Annotated in this window: 4 protein-coding genes (1 of these 4 cut by a window edge); all 4 read right to left on the reverse strand. The window is 75.1% G+C overall.

Going from position 1 to position 14,000, the window contains the following annotated elements; genetic code table 11:
* Window positions 1-44: 44 nt before the first annotated feature.
* Tightly spaced (each overlapping or abutting the next), the 4 genes in view from ACQEVC_RS37990 to ACQEVC_RS38005 form a layout consistent with a single transcriptional unit that may run on beyond the window.
* Window positions 45-2,705, reverse strand: coding sequence for an AMP-binding protein (locus ACQEVC_RS37990; protein ID WP_432888082.1), 2,661 nt, complete (start codon window positions 2,703-2,705; stop codon window positions 45-47).
* Complete coding sequence (locus ACQEVC_RS37995) at window positions 2,702-10,879, reverse strand: amino acid adenylation domain-containing protein (protein ID WP_432888084.1); 8,178 nt, start codon at window positions 10,877-10,879, stop codon at window positions 2,702-2,704. The genes ACQEVC_RS37990 and ACQEVC_RS37995 overlap by 4 nt, the downstream gene beginning before the upstream one ends.
* A complete protein-coding gene (locus tag ACQEVC_RS38000) occupies window positions 10,872-12,365 on the reverse strand; it encodes an aspartyl/asparaginyl beta-hydroxylase domain-containing protein (RefSeq protein ID WP_432888086.1) in 1,494 nt (497 codons plus the stop codon). Before ACQEVC_RS38000 ends, ACQEVC_RS37995 begins: the two co-directional genes overlap by 8 nt.
* A protein-coding gene (locus ACQEVC_RS38005; protein WP_432888088.1) for a condensation domain-containing protein crosses the window boundary here: on the reverse strand, window positions 12,362-14,000 show its 3' portion. 230 nt of this gene lie beyond the right edge of the window; only the last 1,639 of its 1,869 coding nucleotides appear in the window; its start codon lies beyond the right edge, outside the window — the gene reads right to left on this strand; its stop codon occupies window positions 12,362-12,364. The genes ACQEVC_RS38000 and ACQEVC_RS38005 overlap by 4 nt, the downstream gene beginning before the upstream one ends.

Consider the following 14,000-nt stretch of genomic DNA (forward strand, 5'->3'; position numbering starts at 1 on the left):
AACAGCACGCCGCTGTCCGGCGGTCGGTCCGGGCCCGGGAGCCATCACCGGCCCCCGTCCGCCGGTACGCCACCCAGCAGGGCGTGCACGAATCGGTCCTCGTCGGCGAGCCGGAACAGCGCCGGCAGCGGCCCGCTGTCCATCATGCCGACCGGGCAGAGGCCCAGGCCGCGTTCGGCGGCCACCAGTCCGAACGCCTGGGTCAGCGCGCCCGCCTCGAAGACGGTGAAGTCCCAGGACAGCTCGGCGTAGAGCGGCCGGATCGCGGTCATCCGGCCGATCAGGTAGAGCGAGAAGGCGCTCTGCCGGAACGCGGCCCGGTTGAGATCCAGGTGGGCGGAGGCCGGCAGCGCGGCGTCGGGGTCGATCGGGACCAGCGCGTTGCGGTCCGGGTGGTAGTAGTAGCTGCCGCCGGGCAGACCGCGGACCCGGCCGGGTGCGGCGAGCAGGTACACCTGGACCGGGTAGGCGCCACCGGCCGACGGGTACCAGAACTTCGGCTCGCCGCCGCGCCGGATCGCCCGGGCCGCCCCGAGCAGGCCGGCCAGGTCGGTCAGGTCCACCGGATCGGGTTCGAACGACCGGACGGTACGGCGCGCCCCGATCCGCTCGTCGGCCGGGGCGGCCAGGTCGACCGCCGTCCCGTCGTCGAGGTCGGTGCGGACGCCGTACCGGGCGTCCTTGAACGCCTGACGTTCCAGCAGGCCGGTCAGGGTCCCACCGCCGGCCGCTCCCACCGCGCCGGCCGCTGCCACCTCGCCGGCCGCTGCCTCCGACCCGGCGCCCGGGACGGTGGACGCCGACCCGGCGGGTGGCCCCGGCACCGGCGGCACCGGTTCGGGCAGCGCGGCGAGGTGGCTGCTCACGATCACGGCGATGGACGGGAAGCGCAGCAGCTCCTCCACCTCGACCACCACGCCCAGGCTCTCCTCCAGCACGGTGGCCAACCGGACGAGCTGGTACGAGGTGGCGCCGATGTCCAGCAGGTTCGCGTTCGGCTCGATGTCACCGACGTCGAAGAGTCGGCACGCCACCTCGGTGACCCGCCGGATCAGCTCCCGCTCGTCGGCGGTAGGCGCCGGATCCGGCCCGGACGGTGCCGTCTGGGCGGCCGGTGGGGGCGAGCCGAGTGCCCTGCGGTCGACCCGTCCGTCCGAGGTGAGCGGCAGCGCCTCGACCACCTCGATCCGGGCCGGCATCAGGTACGGCGACACCTTGCGCCGGAGGTACCCGGTCAGCTCCTCGGCGCTGACCGCCCGGCCGGTACGCGGCCGGACGTACCCCACCGACTCGGTGCTCTCCGCCACCGGTACCACCACGGCCTGCCGGACGGCCTGGTGCGCGTCCAGCGCCGTCTCGGTGTCCCGCAGGTTCAGCGGGCGGCCGTGTACGACGATCCGCGACGAGTCGTCGCCGACCGCCTCGATCACGCCCTCGGGGCGCAGCCGGCCGAAGAGCGCCGTCGGCACCAGCGGCTCCCCCGTCTCCGGGTGCGGCACCGACGGGCCGGGGGCGGCCCAGTCCGGGTCGTCCGAGGTCCGGGCCGCCAGACCGCCGACGTGCAGCCGCCCGGTCACCCAGACCGGACACGGCGCGAGGGTCTCGGTGAGCAGGTAGAGCCGGTTGTTGACCAACGGCCGGCCGATCGGCACCGACCGCCAGTCGTCCGCCGGTTCGGTCAGGTCGCACAGCGCGACCCAGCCGTCCTGCGGCGCGGCGGCCGTCGCGTACGCCACGGTCAGGTCGCGGCCGGCGACGGAGCGCAGCTCGCGGAGGCGGTCCGGGTGCAGGGGCTCGCCGGAGAGCAGCACCGTACGGAGCGTCCCCGGCCACGACTCGCCGGTCGCCGCCAGGTGATCGAGCAGCATGTTCAGCAGGGACGGGGTGGGCAGCCACGCGGTCACCGCGTCCCGCCGGAACTGCGCCAGCCAGGCCGCCGGATGGCGTACGTCGACGTCCTGGCCGAACACCAGAGTCGCGCCCGCGAGCAGCCCGGTGAACATCTCGTGCAGGGAGAGCACCGACTCGACCGGGGCCTGGGCGAACACCCGGTCGTCGACGCCGAGGGCGAGTCGGCGGACGACGTCGGTGACGGCGTTGAGCACGGTGGTGTGCCCGACGGCGGTGCGGGCGGCCCGGCGGCCACCGTCCGGGGCGACCGGGTCGAGCGGCAGCACCGCCGCGGTGGCGTCCTCGTGCGGCACGCCGTCGCCGAGCCCGATCGTGCCGGCGGGCTCCTCCTCCGGCGAGAGCACCGTCGTCCCGTCCGGCCACTCGATCCGGTCGGTGAGCCACCACTGGGTCACCACCACGGTCGCCTTGACCTGGCTGAGGGCCTCCCACCGTACGGTGCGGGGCAGGTTCGGCGGCACCGGCGCGTACGCGGCACCGACCCGCATGATCGCCAGCGCTCCGGCCAACTGCTCCCGGCCCAGCTCGACGGAGAGCGCCACCCGATCGCCCGGACCGACGCCGGCGGTACGCAGCCGGTCCGCCAGGTCCGCCACCTGGTCCAGCAGTTGTCCGTAGCTCAGCGTCTCCCGGGGCGACACGACGGCGGTCCGTTCCCGGTGCGCGGCGGCCACCGCGAGCGCCCGCTCGGCCAGCGTCCCGGGCGGGACCGGCGCGGTACGGCTGTTCATGGTCTCGATCAGCTCCCGTTGCTCGGCGGGGAACGTGACGGACGCTGGCTGGGGACGGGTCACCTCGGAACACCTCCGGGCTCGCGGGTGGACGTGGTCTGGCGGGCGGTCCGGTCCACCGGCGGGCCCCCGGTCGGCGCCGGTGCACCGGCCTGCCGGGCCCTGGCCGGTCCGTCGGGCCACGGGGCCGGTCCAGAGTCGGCAGCCGGGGCAGGGTCGGCAGCCGGGGCGGAATCGGCAGCCGGGGCGGAGCCAGCAGCCGGTCCAGAGTCGGCAGCCGGGACGGAATCGGCAGCCGGCCCGGCCGGTCCCGGTGCGGCGGCCTCCTGGGCCAGTGCCCGGAGCAGCCGTCGGTAGGCGGCGAACATCGTCTCCACCAGGCCCGGCGGAAACGCGCTGGGCACGTAGTCCCAGCTGAACACCAGCCGCCCGGCCCGCTCGCCCACCTGGTGGTCCAGCAGGACCTGCGGAGTCTGGCTGATCGCGTAGACCGGCCGGGCCTCCCAGCCACCGGCCGGCAGGGGTTCCGCCGGCTCCGGGAAGAGCGTGCTGGTGAACACCACCGGCATGATGACGTCCGCCCCGCCGCCCCGGACCCGACGCAGCATCCGCTGCACCTCCACGCCGCTGACGATCCCGTGCTCCAGGTCCTGCCAGATCCGCTCCTGCACCCGCCGCGCCTCGTCCGGGAACGGGCCACCGGCGCACTCCACCGCCAGCAGCGTGGTGGTGGTGAAGTCGCCGACGAGGGAGTCGACGTCGGGATGCACCGGCAGCCGCTGGAACGTCGTCAGGTTGACGGTGAACCGCGGCGACTCGCTCCAGCCGGCGATGGTGCGGCAGAACGCCGCGCAGAGCAGTCCGGACGGCGTCAGCTCGGTCGCCGCCGCCCTGTTCCGCAGCGCCCGCCACGCCGGCTCGTCCAGTTCGGCGGCGAGCCGGTGGAACGCGGCACCACGCAGTTCCTCCGGCCGGCGGGCCAGCGGCAGTGCCGGTGCCGGCGGCAGGTCCGCCAGCCGGTCCCGCCAGTAGCGCAGCGCCTGGCGGTACGGCTCGGTCTCCCGCAGCCGTTGCACGGCCAGTACGTAGTCCCGGAAGGTGACATCCGGTCCGGGCGGCTCGGCGGCCGGGTCGGCGTACCGGGCGAGCAGTTCGCGGGTGAGCAGCCACATGCTGCGGGCGTCGACGGTCAGCAGGTCGAAACTCAGGTGCAGCCGGGTCTGTCCGCCGTCGAGGCGCTGCGCGCGGAGGTCGAACAGCGGCCACTGCGCCACGTCGCGTACCTCGTGCGACATCCGGTCCCGTAGCCGCTGCCGGGCGGCGCCGGCCCGCTCCGGATCGAGGCCCCGCAGGTCGGTCACCGGGATCCGGTACGCCGGTACGGTCGGCAGGACCTGCTGCCGGCCGTCCGGCCGGATCACGGTACGCAGCGCCGGGTGCGCGTCGACGAGCCGGCGCAGCGCCTGTTCCAGCCGGGGCAGGTCGAGGTCGGCGACCTCCAGCTCCAGGTAGCTGTGCGTCGCCACCCCGGTGAGCCCGGCACCCGCCCGCCGGCCGAGCCAGTACGCCTGCTGGATGTCGGTGAGCGGGAACGGCTCGTACGCGGCGTCCGGCTCCGGCCGCAGCGCGACCGCCGGTCCGGCCGCCGGTTCCGTCGACCGGGACCCGGCGGAGATCGCCTCGGCCAGCGCCGCCACGGTGGGCGAGTCGAAGAGCTGCGGCAACGGGATCCGTACCCCGAAGGACTGTTCGAGCCGGGTGAGCATCCGGATGGCGACCAGCGATGTGCCGCCGAGCGCGAAGAAGCTGTCGTCCGGCCCGACGGACTCCACGTCCAGGGTCTCCCGCCACAGTGCACAGAGCCGTTCGGTCAGCTCGGCGGAGCCGGAGCCGGAGCCGGAGCCGCGGCGGGGCGCGGGCTCGCCGCTCTCGGCCAACTCCCGGCGCTCCGCCCGCTCGGTACGCCGGGACAGCGCCCGCTGGTCGACCTTGCCGTTGCCGGTGAGCGGCAGTTCGTCCAGCACCGTCCAGGTGGTCGGCACCATGTAGTCCGGAAGCACCGCGCGGAGCCGTGCGCGGACCTGGTCCAGGTCGAACCGCCGGGAATCGGCCGGCACCAGGTGGGCGGCGAGTCGCCGGTCGCCGCCGGGCCGGCCGACGGCGGTCACCGCGGCTGCCCGGACCAGGCCGGTGCGGTCCAGCGCCGCCTCGATCTCGCCCAGCTCCACCCGGAACCCGTTGATCTTGACCTGGGCGTCCTCCCGGCCGAGGAATTCCAGGTTGCCGTCCGGCAGGTACCGCGCGATGTCGCCGGTGCGGTAGAGCCGTCGTCCCGTCGCCGGGTGCACCGGGAAGCTCCGCCGGGTCAGCTCGTCGTCCCGCCAGTACCCGCGAGCCACTCCCAGGCCGCCGATGTACAGCTCACCGGCCACCCAGTCGGGCCGGTCGCGCCCGGCGTCGTCCAGTACGTGCAGAGTCTGGTTGTCCATCGGCATCCCGTACGGGATGCTGCGCCAGTCCTGCCGGACGGTCCCGACCGGATACCAGACCGACCAGATCGACGCCTCGGTCGCGCCACCGAGGCTGACCACCCGGGCACCGGTCAGCGCGCGGATCCGGTCGGGCAGGCCGACCGGGATCCAGTCCCCGCTGAGCAGCACCAGCCGCAGCGAGGTGAGCGCGTCCGGGTCCACCGCCTCGGCGTGCCCCACCAGCAGTTCGGCCAGGGCCGGCACCGAGTTCCACACGGTGATCCGGCGCTGCCGGACCAGCTCGGCCCAGTGCGCCGGATCCCGCCGCCGGCCATGCTGGGGCAGCACCACCGCCCCGCCGGCGGCGAACATCCCGAACAGGTCGTACACGGCCAGGTCGAAGCTGAGCGAGGAGACGGCCAGGACCCGGTCGTCCGAGCCGATGCCGTACCGCCGGTTGACCGTGTCGACGGTGTTGGCCGCACCCCGGTGGTCGATCGCGACGCCCTTCGGCTCACCGGTCGACCCGGAGGTGAAGATGACGTACGCCAGGTCTGTCGGTTCGGCGAGGGCTGCGTCCGCCGGTTCGTCGCTGTCGGGCAGCTCCGGTCCCTCGACGGCGACGACCCGCACCCCGGGCAACGCCGGCAGCGCAGCCAGCAGGTCGGCCTCGGTGAACAGCAGGGTGATCTCGCCCCGCCGGGCCAGCAGGGCGAACCGTTCGGCCGGCAGTTCCGGGTCCAGCGGCAGGAAGGCGGCACCCGCCGTCAGCACCCCGAGCGTCGCCACCACCTGCGGCCAGCCGCGTCGGGTGGCCACCCCGACCAGGGTGTTCGGCCGTACGCCGGCCCGGCGCACCACCTCGGCCACCGGGCGGGCCAGCGCCGCCAGGTCGGCGTAGCTGAGCCGGATCGTCCCGTCCAGCACCGCGACCCGGTCCGGATGGTCCGCCGCGACGGTCGCGACCGGTTCGTGCAGGCACCAGGCCGGCACCGGGGACGCGGTGTCGTTGACCGTCCGACGCCGGGCGGCCTGTGCCGCGGGCAGCTCCGGGAGGGCCGGCCGGGACCAGGCCGCCGGCTCACCGGCCAGCCACGCCAGCAGTTCCCGGTACGCCGTGAACATCTCGTCCAGCACGTCCGGTGCGAACAGCTCGTCGACCGCGTCCCAGTTGAACAGCAGCTCGCCGTGCTCCTCGCTGACCTGGTGGTCGAGCTGGACCTGCGGCGTCTGGGTGATGGCGTACGCCAGCTCGCCGAGCCCGCCGTGCCGGGCCCACCCGGGCGCCGGATCGGCCGTGCCGGCCGCGACCGGCAGGTTGGAGGTGAAGACGATCGGCGTGCTGAGCTGTGGCGACAGCCCCCGGGCCAGCGCCCACTCCCGCATCACCTGCACCGCGCTCACCGCCGAGGCGTCCAGATCGGACCAGAGCCGGCGTTGCAGCGCCACGGCGCGGTCGAGGAACGGACCGGGCCGGGTGTGGTCGACCTCGAGCACGGAGAGCGAGGTGAAGTCCCCGACGATCTCGGCCACCCGGGGATGCACCGGCTCCCGGTCGAACACGGTGAGCACCAGGCTGTAGTGCGGGCGGCGGCTCCACGCGGTGAGCACCTCCGCGAACGCGGCGAGCAGTACCCCGGACGGGGTCAGCCCGGCGGCGGTGGCCCGCTGCTTGAGCGCCGTCCAGGCCGCCACGTCGAGTCGCCCGTCCCGCCGGGTGAACCGGTGCGGGCCGGGTCGGCCGGCGGAACCGCCCGCCGGCAGTTCGGGGCCGGTCGGCAGCGCCGGCAGCCGCTCCCGCCAGTAGGCCAGCGCTGCCGCGTGCTCCGCCGAGCCGCGCCGGGCGACCTGGTGCAGCACGTAGTCCCGGAACGAGACGTCCAGCTCGGCCGGGCGCAGCGCCGGGTCGCGGTAGCGGGCGGCCAGTTCGTCCATCACCAGCCCGAAGCTGAAGGCGTCGCAGATCAGCGCGTCGATGCTCACGTGCAGCAGTACCCGGTCGCCGGCCGGTCCGCCGTCGACCGGCGGCAGCAGCGAGGCCCGTACGTCGAACAGCGGCCACTGGTGCGGTCCGAGGAGCTGGTGCGACATCTCGTCCCGTACCGTGGCCAGCCGCCGGTCCCGCTCCGGCTCGGCCAGCCCGCGCAGCGGATACACCGTCAACCGGTACGGCGGCACCTCGGGCAGCACCTGCTGGGTACCGTCCGGCAGCATCACCGCCCGCAGCATCGGATGGCGCGCGATGACGCCGCGCAGCGCCGTGCTGAACCGGTCGAGGTCGAGGTCGGCGACCATCAGCTCCAGGTACGCGTGCGTGGAGACGCCGCCCAGCCGCAGGTCCTCGCCCCGCCCGACGTAGTACGCCTGCTGCACGTCGGTGAGCGGGAACGGTTCGTGCCAGCCCTGCGGGTCCGGAACGAGCACCGCAGGCGCGGCCGAGCGGTCCCGGGGCAGCCGGTCCACGGTGCCGGCGAGGGCGGCCGGCGACGGGGCGGCGAACAGGTCGGCCAGGCGCAGCCGAACCCCGAGCCGGTCGGAGAGCAGCCGGACGAGCGCGGTGGCCAGCACCGAGTGGCCGCCGGAGAGGAAGAAGTCGTCCTCCCGAGCCACCGTCGGCAGGCCGAGGACCTCGGCGAACGCCGCCGCGATCACCTCCTCGGCCGGGTTCGCGGCGGGCCGGGCCGACGGTCGGGGCGCCGGTCGGAGGGCCGGTAACGCCAGTCGGTCGACCTTGCCGCTGGCGGTGCGCGGCAGGGTGTCGACCGGCACCAGCAGTGACGGCACCAGGTAGCCCGGCAGCCGGTCGCCGAGGAAGGCCCGCAGTTCCGCCATGTCGGCGTCGGTCACCAGGTAGCCGACCAGGGTCGACGAGTTCCCCTCGTCCGGCCGGACCACCACCGCCGCCGCCCGGACTCCGGGGTGGCGCAGCAGCGTCTCCTCCACCTCGCCCGGTTCCACCCGATGACCGCGTACCTGCACCTGCCGGTCCCGCCGCCCCAGGTATTCGAGGTCGCCGGTGGCACGTTGCCGGGCCAGGTCACCGGTGTGGAAGACCCGGGCCCCGGCCGGGCCGTACGGGTCGGGCCGGAAGACCTCGGCGGTCCGGCCGGGCCGGCCGTGGTAGCCGCGCGCCAGGGCCGCCCCGCCGACCTGGATCTCCCCGGGCACCAGCGCCGGGACCGCCCGTCCGCGTCCGTCGGCGACCACGGCGGTCACCCCGGACAGCGGTCGGCCGACGGGCACCTTCGGCGGTGCCGGCACCGGTACCTCGACGGCGGTGGCGTCGGCGGAGACTTCGGAGCAGCCGTACAGGTTGAGCAGGCGGGCGCCGGGCAGCTCGCGGTGGAACCGGTCGGCCAGGTCGGGCCGGATCTCCTCGCCGCTGGTAATCCAGGTCCGCAGGTACGGCAGCCGGTCGGCCAGTCCGGGTCCGCTGTCGAGGAGTACGCCGAGCAGGGCCGGCACCACCACGATCCGGGAGACCCGCGCCACGCCGAGCTGCTGCACCAGCAGATCCGGATCGAAGGTCCCGGCGTCGGGCAGCACCACCAGCCGGGCACCCGCGCGCAGCGGCCCGAACGTCTCCCAGACCGAGTCGACGAAGGTGAGCGGGCTGCGCAGGGCGCAGACCTCGTCGGCGCCGACCGGGTGGTGCCGGCGCATCCACTCGGCCCGGTTCACCGCGCCCCGGTGCAGCCCGACGACCCCCTTCGGCCGGCCGGTGGAGCCGGAGGTGTAGACCAGGTACGCCGCCTGGTCCGGGTGCAGCGGCAGCCGCAGGTCGGTGTCCGGACAGCGGGCCAGCCGCGCGGCGGACGCGTCCAGCGCGATCGTCGGTACGGAGTCGTCCGGTCGGGCCCGCAGCAGCGCGCCGGTGGTGACGACCGCGCGCAGGCCGGCGTCGGCCAGGATCTCGGCGTGCCGGGCCGGCGGGTGGGCCGGGTCGAGCGCCACGTACGCGCCACCCGCCTTGAGCACCGCGAGCATCGCCGTCACCGAGGACGCCGAACGGGGCAGGCAGATCCCGACCCGGTCGTCGGCACGGACGCCGAGCGTGCGCAGGTGCCGGGCGAGCTGGTTCGCCCGGGCGTTCAGCGCGCGGTAGGAGATCTGTTCGGCGCCGTCGACCAGGGCCACCGCATCGGGGCGGTGGGCGGCCTGCGCCTCCACCGCCTCGTGCAGCAGCCCGACCGCCCCGGGCTGCTGCCCGGCCGGTCCCCGCCGGGGCGGCGCCGGAAGCAGGTCCGGGCAGGGCGCGTCGGGATCGGCCACCGCCGCGGCCAGCACGTCACGTAGGTGTTCGCCGAGCAACCGGACGGTCGGCTCGGTGAACAGCCCGGTGTCGTACTGGAACGCCATCCGCAGCCCGTCCGGCCCGTCATGCACCTCGACGACCAGGTCGAACGGGGTGTTGCCCAGCTCGACGTCGTGCACCTGCGCGACGACACCGGCCAGCCGTACCGGTGCCGGTGGCAGGTGCGGCACGCAGAGTACCCGGATCGGGGTCGAGGCGCCGGCCACCCCCTCGGCGCGTAGCTGTTCGAGCAGCTTCTCGTACGGCATCTCCTGGTGCGCGTACCCGGCCTGCACCTGCTCCCGGACCAGCGCCCAGAGCTGGCGGAACCGGGGCCGGTCCGGCAACCGGAAGCGCAGCGGCAGGACGTTGACGAAGTAGCCGATCAGCCGCTCCAGTTCGGGGCGGGTCCGGCCGGCGGCGAGGGTACCGACGACCAGGTCGGAGGCGCCGGTCACCGCGCTCAGCACCGCCACCAGGCCGGCGAGCACCAGCATGAACCGGGAGCCTCCCTCGGCCCGGCGCAGTTCCTCCAGCCCGGCGCGGAGGCGCCGATCCACCCGCACCACCAGGTTGGCTCCGCCGCTGCCCGGGGTGCCGTTCACGTCGACCGGCAGCTCCAGCCGGGGCAGTTCCCGGAGGGTCTCCGCCCAGTAGCGGGTCAGGGCGGTCAGCTCCGCCCCGGCCAACCGCTCTCGCTGCCAGCTCGCGTAGTCGCGGTACTGGATCGGCAGCGGCGGCGCCGACCACGGTCGGCCGGCCAGCAGGTCCTGGTACCCGGCGGCGAGTTCGGCCACCAGCACGCCGTGCGACCAGCCGTCGGTCACGGTGTGGTGGATGCTCAGCATCAGGCAGTGGTCGTCCGGGCCGAGCCGGTATGCGGTGACCCGCAGCAGCGGGCCGGTACCCAGGTCGAACGGCCGGCGTGCCTCGGCCCGGAGCAACCGGCGGAGCGGCTCCGGCAGGGCGCCGTCGGGGGTCGGAGGCAGTCCGCCGAGGTCGACCAGCCGGACCGGGATGCTGGCCCGGGGCGCGATCCGCTGGGTGAGGCGGGCCCCGTCGAGCCGGAAGGTGGTCCGCAGCGTCTCGTGCCGCTGGGCCACCCGGAGCAGGCTGGCGCGCAGGGCCGGCAGGTTCACCGGTCCGCGCAGCCGCACCGCGGTCGCGTAGGTGTTGACCGACGGCGCCAGGTCGCTGCCGATCCACATCCGCTCCTGGCCGAGCGACGCCGGCCATGGCCCGGGGCCGGACGCCGGCTGGATCGTGCCGTCCTCGGCGAGCTTGCGGCGCAGGATCTCCTCGAACCGGGCACGCTGCTCGGCGGAGAGTCCGTCGATCCGGGCCCGCTGCTCGGCGGAGAGCCCGTTGCGCACCGGCCGGGGCCCGACTGGCCCGTCCGTCGGGGCCGGCCGGAGGCGTGCGGTCCGTTCCGGCTCGGGATCGAGGCGTCCGGACCCGGCGATCTCAGGCATTGCCGGTCACCGCCTCCGCACTCGCCGGGGCCGCCGCCCGGGCCGGACCGGGAACGGAGAAGAGCAGCGTCACCAGGGTTCCGGCGCCGTCGTTACGGATGATCGGCACGGTGTCACCCGGAAAGACCAGGCAATCGCCGGACCGCCAGTCGACCGGCACGGCGCCGACGCGCGGTCGCGCCGACGCCGGGACGTGCAGACCGAGGCAGACCGACACCGTCGCGTCGCGGATGCCCGGATCGGGTACGGTCGCGGCGCCCGGGCCGAGCAGAACCAGTTCGACCCGGCTGCCGGGCGGCACCGTCGCCTCCGGTACGGCGAGCAGGACGTCGACCAGCACCGGCAACGTCTCGCCGGCGGTGCCGGTCCAGGCACCGTCGGCGAAGAGAACCACCCGCCGCGTTCCGTCCGCCGGCTCGGAGCCGGCCGACCAGGCGGCCACCTCGGCGGCCAGCCGGTCCCGGTGCTCGGCGAGGAAGCCGGCGAACCAGAAGCCGGTGGCCGGTACGGTGCCCGTACCACCCCGGACGACGGCCCGCAGCCGATCCGCCTCCGCCGCACGCACCGAGCCGGTACGCAGGAACAACGCGTGGTCGGCAAAGGACTTCTCCCGGGTCAGCCGGTGCCGTTGGTAGGTGGCGTCGAACGGCGCCTTGTAGTCCTGGTAGTGCAGGTGCTCGACGAAGACCCCGGGCACCGGGTACAGCCGCCCCGCCCGCTCGGCGACGTCGAACACCCAGGTCTCCACCTCCCACTGGGAGAAGGCGGTGGGCACGAAGTAGCCGAGCGCCTCGTACCAGCGGCGGGTCACGATGGGGAAGTCACGGCCGCCGTCGGGGTACTGGCCGGCGTCGAAGTAGAGGCAGAGCAGGCCGTCCGGATGTCCCGTCTCCAGCGCGGTGAGCCGGGCGTCGAGCGTCACGTCCCAGCCGTGGTCCACGTACGACTGGTCGTCGTTCGCCATCAGCAGCAGGTCCCCGCCGGCCTCGGCGGCCAGCCGGTTCCAGGCCGCCGGCACGCCGACCGGCTCGCCGACCAGCAGTACGCACCGGACCCCGCCGAACCGCCGCCCGGCGAACAGCTCCCGGTATCCGGGCAGCGCCGGATCGTCGCTGTCGACGTAGCAGAGCACCTCGACCCGGTCCGGTTCGGCCGCCGTACGGGCGACGCTGGAGACCATGCGCGCCACCTGGGCCACCCGGTCCCGGGTCGGGCAGAGCAGCGAGATCGTCCGGCGCGGGCCGGCCGGGTCGGGCCGCCGGAACAGCAGGCGGGACCGCAGCCGGCGCGGTTCCAGGACCAGCCGGTGGTGCAGCCAGCGACGCGCCCGCAGGGTCAGGTTCAGGATGCCGACGACCCAGGCACGGTCACCGTCCGGGGCCCGCAGCGCCCCGGTCGCCACGTCCTGGAGCGTGCGCCCCCGGAACCGGCTCAGGTGACCGAGCAGCAGCCGTACCAGGTCAGCCGTTGACCCGCGCCGGCTCATCGGCGTCCACCCTCGTCGACCGGTGCCGGGGCGGCGCGCCGGCCGTCCTCCCCGGCGGCACCGGACCCGTCGGGCACCGAGGCCGGTGCGGCGCGGCGGCGGGCACCGTCGAGCCGGCGTCCGGCCTCGCCCCGGAGTGCCCCGCGCTCGTCGTCCAGGTTCGTCCGCCAGGCGGCGGCGATCCGGGCCCGCAGGTCCCCGACCCGCTGCGCCGGATCGGCCAGCACCGCATCGAGCAACGTCGCCAACGCCCGGAGCGTCGCCGTGACCGCCGGTCGGTCGAGCCGGTTCTGGTCGTAGCGCGCCCGCAGCACCGGGTCGGTACCGGCGGTGAACTCCAGCACGAGGGGGTACCCCTCCTCGACGACCACCGACAGCCGCTCGATCCGCAACCCGGCCACCTCGTCGCCGCCCCGGATCCAGGTGGGGAAGTTCTCCACCACCACGATGCTGTCGAAGAGCCCTCCCCCGTAGGTCAGGCCGACGGTCCGCTCGATCCGGCTCAGCGCGACGTGCTGCCGCTCGCGCAGTTCGCCGAGCCGCCGCTGCACCTCGCCCAGCCACTCCAGCACGACCGCGTCGGCCGGAGCCGGGACGCGCAGCGGAAGGGTGTTGACGTACATCCCGACGCTCTCGGTCACGCCGGGCAGCTCCGGCGGCCGGCCGGAGAGGGTGGCGCCGTAGAGCACGTCGTCCCGACCCGTGTGCACTCCGAGCAGCAACGCCCAACCGGCGTGCACCAGCGTGCCGGCGGTCACGCCGTGGCGCCGGCCGAACGCCGCCAGTGCGTCCGCGACCGGCGCCGGCAGCACCAGGTCGACCTGCGGGCGTTCGGCGGTCACCAGTTGCCCGTCCACACACCCCGGACCGGCCACCCGGGTCGCCGCCGGCAGGTCGCCGAGCCGGCGCCGCCAGAACTCCCCGTCCGGCTCCGGCTGCGCGGCCAACCAGCCCAGGTACGTCTCGAACGACGGCCGCTGGCGCGGCGCCGCCGGCTGCCCGGCCCGCAAGCTGCGGTAGTTGTCGAAGACGTCCCGCAGCACCAACTGCTGCGACCAGCCGTCCAGGACCAGGTGGTGGTACGTCCACACGCACCGGTGCGCGGACGGTCCCTCCGGCACCAGGACGAGCCGCATCAGCGGCCCCCGTTCGAGGTCGAAGCCGCGCCGCCGGTCCTCGGCGAGCAGTTCGGTGAAGGCGTCCTCCCAGGCGGCGCCGTCGAGCCGGCCGAACTCGACGAACTCGATCGGCATGCTCAGCCCGGGCACGAACGCCTGACCGGGGTGGTCGCGGTCTGCCCAGCGCACGACCATCCGCAGGGCCGGATTCGCCGCGAAGACCGCCTGCCAGGCCGACCGGAACGCCTCCTGGTCCAGTTCGCCGACGAGCCGGCAGCGTAGCTGCACCAGATACGCTCCGGGCGTACTGCCGCCCACCGAGTGGTAGAGCATGCCCTGCTGGAGCGGGGTCAGCGGGTGCTCCGTCCCGGCGACCTGGCCGGCGGTGTCCGGCGCTTCCGGCGTACCGGTCGGCTCGGCGGCCGCGGCCAGTCCGGCGACGGTCCGGATGGTCCGGCCGTCGAGCAGGTCCTGGGTGCCGATCCGCAGCCCGGCCTGCTGCGCCCGGGCGACGACC

The sequence above is a fragment of the Plantactinospora sp. CA-294935 genome, assembly GCF_050936445.1.
Classification (GTDB): domain Bacteria; phylum Actinomycetota; class Actinomycetes; order Mycobacteriales; family Micromonosporaceae; genus Plantactinospora.